13 protein-coding genes are annotated in these 13,370 nt (G+C 35.1%); 11 read left to right on the forward strand and 2 right to left on the reverse strand.

Going from position 1 to position 13,370, the window contains the following annotated elements:
* Positions 1–40: 40 nt before the first annotated feature.
* The 8 genes from sufC to BW929_RS12160 all read left to right on the forward strand — a co-directional run bounded on the left by sufC (position 41) and on the right by BW929_RS12160 (position 7,476).
* Positions 41–817 (forward strand): Fe-S cluster assembly ATPase SufC, encoded by a 777-nt coding sequence (gene sufC, locus BW929_RS12125; protein WP_076545755.1) that lies wholly within the window; start codon positions 41–43, stop codon positions 815–817.
* Between the two features lie 114 nt (positions 818–931).
* Positions 932–2,335, forward strand: coding sequence for a Fe-S cluster assembly protein SufB (sufB, locus tag BW929_RS12130; protein WP_076545756.1), 1,404 nt, complete (start codon positions 932–934; stop codon positions 2,333–2,335).
* Between the two features lie 10 nt (positions 2,336–2,345).
* Positions 2,346–3,536, forward strand: a complete 1,191-nt coding sequence (sufD, locus tag BW929_RS12135; RefSeq protein WP_076545757.1) for a Fe-S cluster assembly protein SufD — start codon at positions 2,346–2,348, stop codon at positions 3,534–3,536.
* The gene (locus BW929_RS12140) at positions 3,508–4,782 is read left to right on the forward strand and encodes a cysteine desulfurase (protein WP_076545758.1); all 1,275 of its coding nucleotides are present in this window, start codon (positions 3,508–3,510) and stop codon (positions 4,780–4,782) included. The genes sufD and BW929_RS12140 overlap by 29 nt, the downstream gene beginning before the upstream one ends.
* Entirely contained in the window at positions 4,772–5,203 is a 432-nt protein-coding gene (sufU, locus tag BW929_RS12145; protein WP_076545759.1) for a Fe-S cluster assembly sulfur transfer protein SufU, read from the forward strand. Before BW929_RS12140 ends, sufU begins: the two co-directional genes overlap by 11 nt.
* Positions 5,204–5,392: 189 nt before the next feature.
* Complete coding sequence (locus BW929_RS12150) at positions 5,393–6,295, forward strand: DMT family transporter (protein ID WP_076545760.1); 903 nt, start codon at positions 5,393–5,395, stop codon at positions 6,293–6,295.
* Between the two features lie 140 nt (positions 6,296–6,435).
* Positions 6,436–6,936, forward strand: coding sequence for a KdsC family phosphatase (locus tag BW929_RS12155; RefSeq protein ID WP_076545761.1), 501 nt, complete (start codon positions 6,436–6,438; stop codon positions 6,934–6,936).
* A gap of 99 nt (positions 6,937–7,035) precedes the next feature.
* Positions 7,036–7,476: a MarR family winged helix-turn-helix transcriptional regulator gene (locus BW929_RS12160; protein WP_076545762.1), complete on the forward strand. Its 441-nt coding sequence runs from the start codon at positions 7,036–7,038 to the stop codon at positions 7,474–7,476.
* Positions 7,477–7,591: 115 nt separating this feature from the next.
* Here BW929_RS12160 and thiI read toward each other — a convergent pair whose 3' ends face one another.
* On the reverse strand, positions 7,592–8,815 hold the full coding sequence (gene thiI / locus BW929_RS12165) for a tRNA uracil 4-sulfurtransferase ThiI (protein ID WP_076545763.1): 1,224 nt from the start codon (positions 8,813–8,815) through the stop codon (positions 7,592–7,594).
* Between the two features lie 14 nt (positions 8,816–8,829).
* Positions 8,830–9,978, reverse strand: a complete 1,149-nt coding sequence (locus BW929_RS12170; RefSeq protein ID WP_076545764.1) for a cysteine desulfurase family protein — start codon at positions 9,976–9,978, stop codon at positions 8,830–8,832.
* Between the two features lie 272 nt (positions 9,979–10,250).
* Between BW929_RS12170 and BW929_RS12175 the strand changes: the two genes are divergently transcribed.
* The 3 genes from BW929_RS12175 (at position 10,251) to rsmA (ending at position 13,010) form a co-directional block, all read left to right on the forward strand.
* The gene (locus tag BW929_RS12175) at positions 10,251–11,018 is read left to right on the forward strand and encodes a TatD family hydrolase (RefSeq protein ID WP_076545765.1); all 768 of its coding nucleotides are present in this window, start codon (positions 10,251–10,253) and stop codon (positions 11,016–11,018) included.
* 79 nt (positions 11,019–11,097) lie between these two features.
* Entirely contained in the window at positions 11,098–11,994 is an 897-nt protein-coding gene (locus BW929_RS12180) for a Gfo/Idh/MocA family protein (protein ID WP_076545766.1), read from the forward strand.
* A 122-nt stretch (positions 11,995–12,116) separates the two neighbouring features.
* Positions 12,117–13,010 carry a 16S rRNA (adenine(1518)-N(6)/adenine(1519)-N(6))-dimethyltransferase RsmA gene (gene rsmA, locus BW929_RS12185; RefSeq protein ID WP_076545767.1) on the forward strand — a complete coding sequence of 298 codons (894 nt, stop codon included), beginning with the start codon at positions 12,117–12,119 and terminating at the stop codon, positions 13,008–13,010.
* Positions 13,011–13,370: the final 360 nt, after the last annotated feature.

A 13,370-nucleotide genomic window follows, 5' to 3' on the forward strand; every position in this document is an offset into this window, starting at 1 on the left:
TGCTGAGCAGATAACTTTAATAAAGGAGATGACATAGATTATGGCTAAAAAATTGCTTAAAATTTGTAATCTGAAATCAAAGGTAGAAGATGAAGAAATTTTAAATGGAATCAATTTGGAAGTGAATAAAGGCGAAATTCATGTGATTATGGGGCCAAATGGAGCCGGAAAATCTACTCTGGCTAATGTCTTGATGGGGCATCCGGAACACAAAATTATAAATGGAGAAATCGAGTTTGAAGGAGAAAACATTAATGAATTAGCAGTTGACAAAAGAGCTAAAAAGGGTATTTTCTTATCATTTCAGTATCCTCAGGAAATTCCAGGAGTGACGGTGGAAAACTTTTTGCGTACTGCAAAAACAGCAGTTAGTGGTGAACAGCAGAGTATTTTCGATTTTAAATTTCTTTTAGAAGAAAAGATGAACCTGCTGGATATTGATCAGTCATATGCAGATCGTTATTTGAACAAAGGCTTTTCTGGAGGAGAAAAGAAAAAAAATGAAATCTTACAGATGGCAGTTTTAGAGCCAAAACTTGCAATTCTAGATGAAACAGATTCTGGATTGGATGTTGACGCTACAAAAACAGTCGCCGAAGGAATTAAAAAGCTTGCTTCTGAAGATAATGCAATGATAATAATTACTCACCATAACCAGATTTTGGACTATCTGCAGCCGGATTATGTTCATGTGCTTGTTGATGGTAGAATTGCTAAGTCAGGGGATATGGAGCTGGCAAAAGCGATCGAAAAAGAAGGTTATGCTGAATATAAAGCTGAACATCTAGATGAAAGCAATTCTAAAACAAATTGTTAACTTAAATTTATAAATAAAATTGGATTATAATAAAGATGATAGTTTAATATATATTGGGGGATTTAATATCAGAAAGTCATTGCTTAATGTTTTTAGAACAGGGAGGTTTTTAAGATGAGTGAAAAGACAGAAGTCAAAGATGTTGATCGCAGTTTGCATGACGAAAAAAATGAAGAAAAACATCGCTATAAAGCACAAAAAGGTCTGACTCCTGAAGTAATAAGAGAAATATCCCGGGAGAAAAATGAACCGGAGTGGATGCTTGAATTCAGGCTAAAGGCTTTAAAAATATATCAGAATAAAGAGGTTCCCACCTGGGGAGCTGATATTTCGGATTTGGATATGGATAATATTATTACCTATGTGAGGCCAGATGCTGATCTTGAGAGTGACTGGGATCAGGTTCCAGAAGAGATTAAAAACACTTTTGATGCTCTGGGTATTCCGGAGGCAGAAAAGGAGTCTCTGGCTGGAGTAGGAGCTCAGTATGACTCAGAAGTTGTTTATCATAATTTAAAAGAAGAACTGGTTGAACAGGGCGTTATTTATATGGATATGGAGAACGCCGTTAAAGAACACGAAGAGATAGTTAGGGAACATTTTATGAAATTAATCACACCTAATGATCATAAATTTTCAGCTCTGCATGGAGCCGTCTGGTCAGGTGGGTCTTTTGTTTATGTTCCGGCAGGAGTAGATGTAGATATACCTCTGCAGTCTTATTTCCGCCAGAATGCACCTGGCTCAGGTCAATTTGAGCATACACTGATTATTTTAGAAGAAGGAGCAAATGCTCACTTTATTGAAGGCTGCTCAGCCCCAAAATATTCAGTTAATAACCTTCATGCAGGAGCTGTGGAATTATTTGTCAACAAAGGTGCAAAACTACGCTATAGTACAATAGAGAACTGGTCTCGCAACATGTATAATTTAAACACTAAGCGGGCACTGGTTGACGAAGATGGAGTTATTGAGTGGGTTTCTGGTTCATTTGGCTCCAAAGTTTCGATGCTTTATCCAATGAGTATTTTAAAAGGAGCCAGAGCCAGAGCAGAATTTACAGGTGTTACTTTTGCTGCTGAAGGACAGTATTTAGATACAGGAGCACAGGTAATCCATGCAGCTCCAAATACTACTTCTACAGTTAATTCTCGTTCAATTGCCAAGGATGGAGGTCATGCTTATTACCGCGGACTGCTCAAGGCAACTGATAATGCTCACGGAGCAAAGGCTTCAGTTTCCTGTGAATCCTTAATGCTTGATAATGAATCTAAATCAGACACACTCCCGATAATGAAACTTCAGACTGATGATATTGATATTGGGCATGAAGCTAAAGTAGGACGAATCAGTGAAGAAGCAGTTTTTTATCTGATGAGCCGAGGGATTAGTGAAGAAGAAGCCAAGGCAATGATTGTTCGTGGTTTTGTGGAACCAATTGCAAATGAACTACCATTAGAATATGCAGTTGAATTGAATAATTTAATCAACCTTGAACTCGAAGGTACTATAGGATAGGTGATATAAAATGTATAATAAAAATTTAGTAGATAATTTAACTACCGGTCAGTCGAAACTTTTAAGCAGTAGAAGAAAAGAAAGCTACGAAATTTATGAAAATTTGACTAAGGGTGATTATAAAAGAATAAATTTATTTGATTATCAGTTTCCAGAATACAGTCCTTATAATAAAGAGTATCTAAAAGAAAAAAAGTGGCAGCAGGAACTGATGATCAAAAAAATGACAGATAATCTAAATAATGAAGAAGAAATTATAAATTATCTGGATCAATTTAAAGATAAAAAAGTTAAAAAAGGAAATCAGGGTCTTGATCCTAAATATTTAGCAATGGTTGAAGCTTTTTATAATACCGGACTTTTTATTAAAGCTCCCCAAAATGTGGAGTTGAAGGTCCCGGTAGAGATTTTTTATGAGCTCGATCAGGAAAACCCAGTTTTAATCGATAATAATTTAATTGTAGCCGAAGAAAACTCTAATTTGACAATTGTAATTGATTATCGAATGCAGGATCAGAACTTAAAAGCTTTCCATAATGGCCTAACCCGGGTAATAGTAAAGGAAAATGCTGTTTTAAATATTGTTAAGGTACAGCGTTTCAATGATCAGAGTGATAATTTTGACAGTAATATTTCTCTCGTTTCCAACCAGGGAGAACTCAATTGGATTCCGATCGAACTGGGAGCAAAGAACTCAGTAACTAATAATGAAAATACCTTAATTGCTGACGGGAGTAGAGCCAGTATTAGTTCTGTTTATTTTGCGGATGGGGAACGCAAACTGGATCTTGGTTTTAAGATGAATCACCAGGGACGTCACAGCAGCAGCGAAATTGAATCAAAGGGAGTTTTAAAAGATAAGGCCCAGAAAGTATTTAGAGGCGACTTATATTTCCAAAAAGGTGCCGGTCAGGCAAAAGGCTCAGAGAGAGAAGAAGTGCTGCTTCTGGATAAGACTGTAGATTCTGATTCAATTCCCGCACTATTTTCGGAAGAAGATAATGTGGAAGGAGAACATGCAGTAAGTGCCGGACAAATAGATGAACAGAGACTTTTTTATTTAATGAGCAGGGGGATGACAAAAGCTGAAGCCAAACAGTTAATGGTTGAGGCATCTTTTAATCCAATATTTGATAAGATACCTCTAAATGACCTCAAAGGAAGTGTTATCAATGACGTCAAAACAAGAATTCGCAGTTAAAGAAAGAATATCAGGTCAGGAATTTGCTGAAAAATATAAAGCGGATTTTCCGATTCTTAAGCAGCAGATAAATGGTAAGGAACTGATTTATTTTGATAATGCAGCTACAACTCAAAAGCCTGAGTCGGTTTTAGATGCAGTCGATAATTACAATCGGACCATTAATGCCAATCCTCACCGGGGAGCGCATACATTAAGTGCGCGTGCTACTGAGGCTTACGAAAATGCCAGAGCAAAAGTTAAAGATTTTATTAATGCTGAAAAATCGGAGGAAATTATTTTTACCCGTAACACTACTGAATCACTAAATTTGCTGGCAAACAGCCTGGAAGCTTTAGTTGAAGAGGGAGATGAAATTTTAATTTCTGTTCTTGAACATCACAGCAATATTTTGCCATGGCAGCAGCTGGCTGAGCGGAAAAATTTAAAATTAAAGTATTTATATCCAGATCAAAATTATAGAATTCCACTTTCAGAATTAAAGGAAAAACTGACTAAAAAAACTAAGATTTTTAGTATCTCTCAGATGTCAAATGTGAGTGGAGTAATTAACCCGGTTAAAGAAATGGCAGAACTTGCCCATCAAAAAGGAGCTTTAGTTGTGGTTGATGGAGCTCAGGGTGCTCCTCATATCCGGACTGATATTAGAGATTTAGATGCTGATTTTTATGCTTTCTCAGGTCATAAAATGCTGGGACCAATGGGAATAGGCGTTCTTTACGGTAAAAAAGAACTTTTAGAAACATTACCTCCTTTTCTAAAGGGTGGAGGTATGATAGAATATGTAAAAGAACAGGGTTCTACTTATGCGCCACTTCCAGAAAAATTTGAAGCCGGTACTCCCAATGTAGAAGGAGCAGTGGGACTGCAGGCTGCAATTGAGTATTTAGAGGAGGTTGGACTGGATAAAATTAAAGAGTACGAGCTGGAGCTAACTGAATATGCCTTAGAAAAAATGAAAGAGCTTGACTATGTAGAAATAGCCGGCCCACTTGATTTAGAAAATAGAGGTGGCATTATATCTTTCAACCTGAAGGACATTCATTCTCATGATCTGGCCACTATAGTTGATAGTGAAGGAATTGCAATTCGCTCAGGTCATCACTGTGCCCAGCCTTTAATGAAATTTTATCGTCTTAACTCTACCGGTCGGATCAGTTTTTATTTCTATAATACTAAAGCAGAAGTGGATCGTTTTCTGGAATCCCTGGAGAAGGTAAGGGAGGTTTTTGGATATGGATCTTGATTCAGTTTATACAGAATTAATAATGGAGCACAATAAGAACAGCCGCAACAAGCATTCTTTAGATGATGCTGATTTGAGTGAACACGGCCATAATCCAAGCTGTGGAGATGATATTACTCTTGAGCTTAAGTTTGATGGTGATCTAATCAGTGAGGCAGCTTTTACCGGCAGCGGTTGTGCTATCTCGCAAGCTTCAACTTCGATTATGATTGATTTAATTAAAGGAAAAAGTATTGAAGAGGCCCTGGAGCTGGTGGAGACTTTTATTGCCATGATCAAAAAAGATATAGATGATCAGCAGGAGTTAAGGAAATTAAAGGATGCAATGGCTTTGAAAAATATTTCAAATATGCCCGCCCGGGTTAAGTGTGCAGTATTGTCCTGGCACACTCTTAAGGAAGCTTTAAAAGAGAGAAATTAAAATTTGAAAACTAATTTTAAAACTTCACCTAAAAGGTGGAGTTTTTACTTTACATAAGGATAAAGACTATATATAATAATGATAATGAATATCATAGAAGTGGGAACAAAAAAGTGTTTTAAACAGTTACTTGTTGATAAGTTTTAATAACTCTATAATTCTATAATATTATAAGATGAGGTGGAAAAAATGGAAAACAGAAAAAAGGGAATAACATTTATACTTTTATCATCACTCTTTTTTGCGTTAATGGCAGCTACAGTTAAATTTTTAGGTGATATGCCGACAGCAGAGAAGATATTTTTTAGAAATTTAGTTGGTATTTTTGTTGCTTTCAGTCTGGTAAAAAAAAGCGGCAGCTCTCTGATTGGAAATAACAAAAAACTTTTGATTTTACGCAGTACTTTTGGACTTTTAGGAATTGCAGCTTATTTTTATGCTCTGGCAAATATGAAACTTTCGGATGCAGTAATTTTAAATAAAATGTCACCATTTTTTGTAATGATTTTTGCTGCTCTATTTTTAAAAGAGAAGATTACTAAAAAGCAGTTAATTGCTTTAGTTACCGCTGCCTTAGGTGCTATTCTTGTGATAAGACCAGGTTTTGATTCAAATCTTATACCATCCTTAATCGCCTTAATGTCGAGTATATTTGCCGGGGTTGCCTATACATTAGTAAGGCAGCTGCGCAAAACAGATTCGGCAGCTACAGTTGTATTTTATTTTAGTTTTTTTTCAACCATAGCTATGATACCTTTTATGCTCAGCGGAAGTTTTGTGATTCCAACTGCTGTTCAGGCACTTGCGTTACTGGCTTTGGGGCTATTTGCTGCAGTTGCTCAATTATTTATGACTAATGCTTACCGCCATGCTGAAGCGAGTGAACTGTCAATTTATACTTATGCCAATATTGTCTTTTCTTCAGTTTTTGGTTTTGTCTTATTTCAAGAGATTCCGGATATTTTTTCAATCATCGGTGCATTTTTAATAATTTCAGCCGGTTATTTAAATTATCGGGCCAAAGAAAAAGAACAGGCCGAAAAAGCAGCGAAATTGAAGCTTGAGCAGAAAAAACAGCGGAGTACAGTTTAAGCAAAAGAATATTTTACCAAATCACCCTCAGTTTAATCACTGAGGGTTTATTTTTTAGAGCAGTTGGCATTGCAGAAATCTTGATAAAACAATATAATAAAATTAGTCTGCATATTTTTATTTAAAATGGAGGGATAAAATTGAAGGAGATAAATACAATTTTTTTGGATGTTGATGGTACACTAACAAATGGTAAAGTTTATTTAGATAATGGGAAAAATGAATTTAAAGCTTTTAATGTTAAAGATGGTTTAATGGTGGTGGCTGCAATAAAAATGGGATATGATGTAATTATTATGACTGGTCGAAAATCTGAAGTGGTAGCCAGGAGAGCTGCTGAGTTAGGGATTGAAGAATACTATCAGGGGGTTAGAGATAAAAAAACTGCTTTAGAGAAGTTGATGGAAAAAAAGGGGATTAATTATAGTAATCTGGCATATCTGGGTGATGATTTAAATGATCTGGCAGTGATGAGCAAAGCCCGATTCGCAGGATGTCCTGCTGATGCTGCAGATGAAGTTAAAGAAATCTCCGATTTAGTCTCTGAATTTAAAGGTGGAGCTGGGGCAGTGAGAGAAATTTTAACTCATCTTCTTAAATCTAAGGGAGAATATCATAAAATTGTAGAAAGTTTTTCTTAGTAATTGAGTAAAATTATATTGACAGCGAGCATAATTAAAGTGTATAATAAATTAAGTTGAATTCAATTTAATCACATAAAATAAAATAGAGGTGATAAGATGGATCAATTTGAGAAGTTAAAATTAGAAAATCAGATCTGTTTCCCGCTTTATGCACTTTCCCGCAAAGTGATTCAGTTATATAAACCATTACTGGATAAGTATAATTTAACCTATACTCAGTATATAATAATGCTGGTCCTCTGGGAAGAAGAAAAGATTTCAATAAAGGAACTGGGCGAAAAGCTTTATCTTGATTCTGGAACTATTTCTCCGGTGGTAAAAAAATTGGTTAAGCAGGGACTGCTTGAAAAATTTAGATTTAAAGAAGATGAGCGGATAGTTATGGTCAAGTTAACTGAAAAAGGAAAAGAAATGAAAGAAGAGATTGTTGAGATTCCGGAAAAATTATACAGGAATTTTGAGGGAGATAAAGAAGCACTTTTTCAGTTAAAAGAGAATTTAGATAAGATTTTAGAAGAATTTAAGGAAGGAAGTTAAATCCTGTTTAAGCAGGGTTTAACTTATGTTTTTAAAAATTAAGTTGAGAAAAACGGAGTAGAGAAAATCTACTCCGTTTATTTTTAAGTACAATTAAAATTTTGAATGAAAATATTTATTCTGCTGCTCCTTCACTAATTGTAATAACTTCCATTTTTTCTATAGCTCGATCAATTAAATTTTCAATTTCTAAATCCTCTTCGCCAAAATGAATAGTGTCAAGTTTAGGCTGAGTTGCAGGATTATCAGGCACAAAAATTGTACAGCAGTCTTCATGAGGTCTAATCGAAATTTCATAAGTTCCAACTCTTTTTGCCAGAGCAATAATATCATTTTTGTCCATGGTAATTAAAGGCCTCAAAACTGGAAATTCAGCTACTTCATCAGAAGAACGCAGACCTTCTAAAGTCTGACTTGCTACTTGTCCCAGGCTCTCACCGGTAACCAGGGCAAGTTCTCCGTTCATCTCAGCCAGTCTGTTGGCGATTCTAATCATCATTCTCCGCATAATTGTTACGGTATATCTTCTTGGAGATTTTTTTAATATTTCCTGCTGGATTTCTGTAAAATAAGGAATCTGTAGTTTGATTTCTCCACCATAACGGCTTAAAACCTTTGTCAGATCAACAACTTTTTCTTTGGCTCTTTCTGATGTGTAAGGAGGGGAGTTAAAATAAACGGCATTTAAGGTCAGTCCTCTTTTTAAACCCAGCCAGCCAGCAACAGGACTGTCAATACCTCCAGATAATAAAAGCAGAGCCTTTCCGGATGACTTAACCGGCAGCCCTCCCGGGCCAGCCTCTCGCCTGATGAAAATATATATTTTACCCCGTCTAATTTCGATTTCAAATAGATGTTCTGGCTGATGAACATCAACACTGAGTGGTCTAGTTTTGCTTTCCACTTCTCTCAAAATTTCTGCTCCCAGCTCTCGATTAAGTTCAGGACTTTCCATTGGAAAAGATTTATCTGCCCGAGTAGTTTCGACCTTAAAAGTAGTGGGATAGTTTTTAACTTCAGCTTTAAAGAGTTGAACAACTTTTCTTTTTAGTTTTTCAAAATCCTGCTGTTCAAAGTTAGCGACTTTTTTTCCGATTCTAAACCGCTGAGCAGGACTTAAGGAAATAATTCCCGGAACATTGACCAATCTTCCTACAATTTTTTCAATCTTATCACTTTCTGCGTAAAGAAAAATCCGCCCGTAAACTGTGCTGATTTCAAATTCTCCCAGATCTCTGGTTGCTCTCTCAATATTTGCAACCAGCTGAGAGATAAAATCGTTGATATTATCGCCTTTTAAGCCAATTTCTCCATAACGAATAATTATTAAATCATACAAAATTTTTCACCTCATTAAAAAAGTTTAAGAAAATTTATCTGTTCTTTTAAAGTTTTTATAAAATAATTCAAATCATCTTTTGTGATTTCTTTGTTTAAACTCACTCTAAGTGCACTCTCGCTTCTAGCCTGTGATAATCCGCAGGCATTAATTATTCTACTCCCCTTTTTTTGGGAAGAACAGGCTGAACCTGTAGAAATATAGATTCCCCTACTTTCCAGTGCATGCAGCATGGTTTCTCCTTTAATTCCCGGAATAGAAAAATTAATAATATGTGGTGCTCCAAATTCTGGTGAGTTAATAACCACCTCTTCTATGTCATTTAAATAATTTAAGAGGTATTTTCTAAGTTTAACCAATTTTTGTTCAAAAATAGCTTTAGTAGTTAATTCGGGCAGCTTTTTCACTGCTTCGCCCAAACCAGCAATTGCCGGCACATTTTCTGTACCTGAGCGCAAATTCCTTTCCTGTCCGCCTCCATAAATAAGAGGCTTTAAATTTATACCTTTTTTGATATATAAAGCTCCTACGCCTTTAGGACCGTGAATTTTATGACCACTAATTGAATAAAGATCTATTGGCCATTGACCAAGCTGGCTGTGAATTTTACCAAAACCCTGCACACCATCTACATGGAAAAAGCTGAGTGCATTTTTATCTTTAATTATTTTAGCGATTTTTTCCAGGGGCTGGATAGTTCCCAGCTCATTATTAACCTGCATAATGCTGACTAAAAGAGTGTCTTTGGTGATTAAAGATTTTAGGTGCTCAAGATCAACATGTCCCTCCTGATCAACCTTAACTCTATCTACCTGCCAGCCTTCCTTTTCTAAAACTTTAAATAGCTCAGCCACAGAAGAATGTTCGATAGGAGAGGTGATTAAATGTTTTCCCCTATTTTTATAAGCTTCCGTAATTCCTCTAATGGCCAGATTATTACTTTCTGTACCTCCGGAAGTGAAGATGATTTCTTTGCTTTGGATACCGAGATATTCAGCAATAATTTTTCTGCTTTTTTTTAAAACCTTTTCTGCTTTTAAGCCAAAGTTGTGTAGTGAAGAAGGATTAGCATAATTTTTTTCTAAAGCCTCAACTACAGCACTTGTTACTTCAGGTAGAGCCTTAGTGGTTGCAGCATTATCTAGATATATATTTTTTTTCATTAAACTCACTCCTAATTTTAAACACTAACTTTAATTATACCACCAATGGGTAGATAAATAAACCGTTATAGCTGATAAATTTGGCTCAGAAGTGTTTTGGTGGCTAAGATCCCTAATTAAAGACAGCCTGGTTTATCTCTTATTTTATTTTTTAAGTTCTAGTGATATAATACAAGATGAAGGTAATATATATTATTCAATAATTTTTTACCTGCATAATAGAAAGTTTTGTTATTAGAATTTAAATTTAATTTATAGAGGGAGGAAAAAAATTGCGTTTAATAGATACTCATGCTCACCTGGATTTTGATGATTATGAACAGGATAGAGAAGAAGTTTTTGCTAGAGCCCACAAAAAGGGTGTAGAAAAAATTGTAAATATTGGTGCAGATCTGGAAGGGAGTCGGCGGGCTGTGGAACTGGCCGAAAAATATGATTTTATTTATGCTTCAGTTGGGATTCATCCACATGAGGCAGATACTGTAAACAGAGAAAGTCTGGCAGAGATTAAGGCTTTAGCTGCTTCCTCTAAGGTAAAGGCAATTGGAGAATGTGGACTTGATTTTTATTATGATAATTCACCTCGTGAGATTCAAAAAGAAGCCTTTAAAAAACAGCTTGATCTGGCGCTCAAACTTGAGCTTCCGGTAGTTATTCATTCTCGAGAAGCGGCAGCAGAGACTTTAGAAATTTTAGCCCAGGCTGCTGATTTTGCCGAAAATTTAATTTTCCACTGTTATGCCTATGGGCCGGAAGAGATTGAAGAAATTATAAATAGAGATTATTATGCAGCCTTTGGGGGCTTAATTACCTTTAGCAGTGCTCAGCCGATTAGAGATGCTTTAAAAAAAGTGCCGTTGAATAGAATTTTGCTGGAAACTGATGCCCCCTATCTGACTCCAGCACCTTATCGGGGAAAAAGAAATGAACCGGCCTATTTAGAACAAATTGTAAAAAAGGCTGCAGAAATAAAAGGGATTACTGCTGAAAAAATGGGAGAAATTACAACTGAAAATGCTGAAAGAATCTATGGATTTTAAAATTTAATTGAAATTTGGAAATTTTAAATTTGCTGTCTAAAAGTCTTTAAAAAGAAGATAAAACAGGGAGGCTATTTAAATGAAAATAGGAATAATTGGGCTGGGAGATATTGCTCAAAAAGCATATTTACCTTTAATTACGCAAATGGAAGCTGTAGAGCCTTATTTCTGTACTCGTAACAAAACTACTCTAAAGCAGCTGGGGAAAAAATATCGAGTTGATAACTTATATAGCTCAGTTGATGAGCTGCTAAAAGAAGATTTAGACGCTGCTTTTATTCATGCAGCTACAGAAGCACATTATTCTTTAGCCAAAAAACTTTTAAAAAATAATATTCCCACTTTTGTTGATAAACCACTTACCTATCATTTAGAACAGACTGAAGAACTGTTTAGATTGGCTAGAAATTATAATGTGATTTTGATGACCGGATTTAATCGTCGTTATGTTCCAACTTATAGGTCTTTATTGGCAATTGAGAATCCTAAAACAATAATTATGGAGAAAAATCGAAGAGAACTTCCCGGGAATCCCCGCAGTTTTATAATGGATGATTTTATTCATGTAATTGATACGATTTCGTATTTAATGGGCGAAGTTGATTTGAATCAAGTTGATGTCAATAAAATTAAAAGAAATAATAAATTAGTTCAGGTTATCTTAAAGCTCAGTCAGGGAGAAAACACTGCAATTGGAATTATGAATCGAGATAATGCAATTACTGAAGAAACTCTTGAACTAATGAGCTTTAAACAGAAAAAGAAGATAAAAAACATAACTCAAATTGTTAATTATAATGATGGTAAAGAAATTATTTCTCAGACAGCTGGCTGGAATAAGATGGGATATGATCGGGGTTTTGTAGATATGATCAGTGAATTTTTAGAAAGGGTAAGAAAAGGAGAGAATAATAAAAAGGAACTGGCAGCAGATTTATTAACTCATCGTCTGGCTGAAAAAGTTATTGAAGCTTAAAAATAAATTGTCAGCTTAAGTTAAAAGATTGCTTGATTATCAGAACTTCCAACTTTGCCTGAACTGAGTGAATATGATAAAATTATAACAAATAATTTAATTAAGGATGATTTAAAATTAATATGAAAAATAAGATTGCAACACCTTCGGCAACAAAAAAGATTTTGCGTGAGCACAACTTAAATTTAAAAAAGAGTCTCGGTCAGAACTTTCTAATTGACTCTAATATTATTGATATTATTACAGCAGCAGCAGAGATAAAAGGTGATGAATTTATAATTGAAATTGGTCCTGGGATTGGCTCACTAACTCAGGCAGTACTAGAAAAGCTAAAGAGTGGTAATATGCTGGCTGTAGAAAAAGATGCAGCAATGGTTGAAGTTCTAGAAGATATTTTTGCAGATCAGGAAAAACTAGCTTTGCTTAATCAGGATGCGCTGAAAATCAAATGGGAAGAAACAGCAGCTAAATATAATCCTGAAAATCGGAAGATGAAGCTGATTGCAAATCTTCCCTATTATGTAACTACTCCAATAATTATGGGGGTTTTAGAGAGTGAGCTGGAGCTTGAACAGATGGTATTTATGGTGCAGAAAGAGGTTGGAGAAAGAATTTGTGCCGGACCAGAAACCAAAAAATTTGGTTCCTTAAGTGTTGCAGTTCAGTATCACATGCAGCCAGAAATCGTACATCAGGTCCCTGCATCTGTATTTATACCTCAGCCGGATGTTGATTCGGTTATTGTCAGTTTAACTCCCTATGAGAAAAATATTTATCAGGAAGAGGTAATTAACAGAAAATTCTTCTTTCAGGTTGTAAAATCAATATTTCAGCAGCGGCGTAAAACCCTGCGTAATAGTTTGAGTAAATCAGCTGTAATCAATCTTGACCGTGATCTTGTAACTCAAGCTTTAGAAGATGAAGGTATTGGTCTTAAAAAACGTGGTGAAAAACTTTCTATTTCGGAAATGATTTCAATAAGTAATAGAATTTATGAAATGAAAGAAAATAAATGATTTAGGTTAAATAATTAAACTTGAATTCGGCAAGTAAAAATACCGAATCCAGTTATGATAGTCTTTAAACAGTAAATCTAGTTCAAATTTTTTTGAATAAAAAAATAGAATCTCCTCTTGGTTTTATGGTAAAATGTTTTTAGGACAAAAAACCATACCAAAACCAAAAAGGAGATTCTGATATGAGTTTACCACAAAACAACAATAAAATAAATAGTTTTAACAAATTAAATATTCCAGCTAAATTTGATAGTGATACTGTGTCTAGTTGTCCAGCCTTTTCTTATCTGGAAGCTGCTAAATCCTGTATAGATTTTAAATCTTTAATTTCAGATAATATTAGCTATCAAAAAGCAGCTA

Source organism: Halanaerobium kushneri, from assembly GCF_900156285.1.
In the GTDB taxonomy this organism is placed as follows: Bacteria; Bacillota; Halanaerobiia; order Halanaerobiales; family Halanaerobiaceae; genus Halanaerobium; species Halanaerobium kushneri.

Coding starts and splice junctions, on each gene's coding strand:
- sufC (WP_076545755.1), top strand. CDS start 41: ATGGCTAAAAAATTGCTTAAAATTTGTAATCTGAAATCAAAGGTAGAA.
- sufB (WP_076545756.1), top strand. CDS start 932: ATGAGTGAAAAGACAGAAGTCAAAGATGTTGATCGCAGTTTGCATGAC.
- sufD (WP_076545757.1), top strand. CDS start 2,346: ATGTATAATAAAAATTTAGTAGATAATTTAACTACCGGTCAGTCGAAA.
- BW929_RS12140 (WP_076545758.1), top strand. CDS start 3,508: ATGACGTCAAAACAAGAATTCGCAGTTAAAGAAAGAATATCAGGTCAG.
- sufU (WP_076545759.1), top strand. CDS start 4,772: ATGGATCTTGATTCAGTTTATACAGAATTAATAATGGAGCACAATAAG.
- BW929_RS12150 (WP_076545760.1), top strand. CDS start 5,393: ATGGAAAACAGAAAAAAGGGAATAACATTTATACTTTTATCATCACTC.
- BW929_RS12160 (WP_076545762.1), top strand. CDS start 7,036: ATGGATCAATTTGAGAAGTTAAAATTAGAAAATCAGATCTGTTTCCCG.
- BW929_RS12170 (WP_076545764.1), bottom strand. CDS start 9,978: ATGAAAAAAAATATATATCTAGATAATGCTGCAACCACTAAGGCTCTA.
- BW929_RS12180 (WP_076545766.1), top strand. CDS start 11,098: ATGAAAATAGGAATAATTGGGCTGGGAGATATTGCTCAAAAAGCATAT.
- rsmA (WP_076545767.1), top strand. CDS start 12,117: ATGAAAAATAAGATTGCAACACCTTCGGCAACAAAAAAGATTTTGCGT.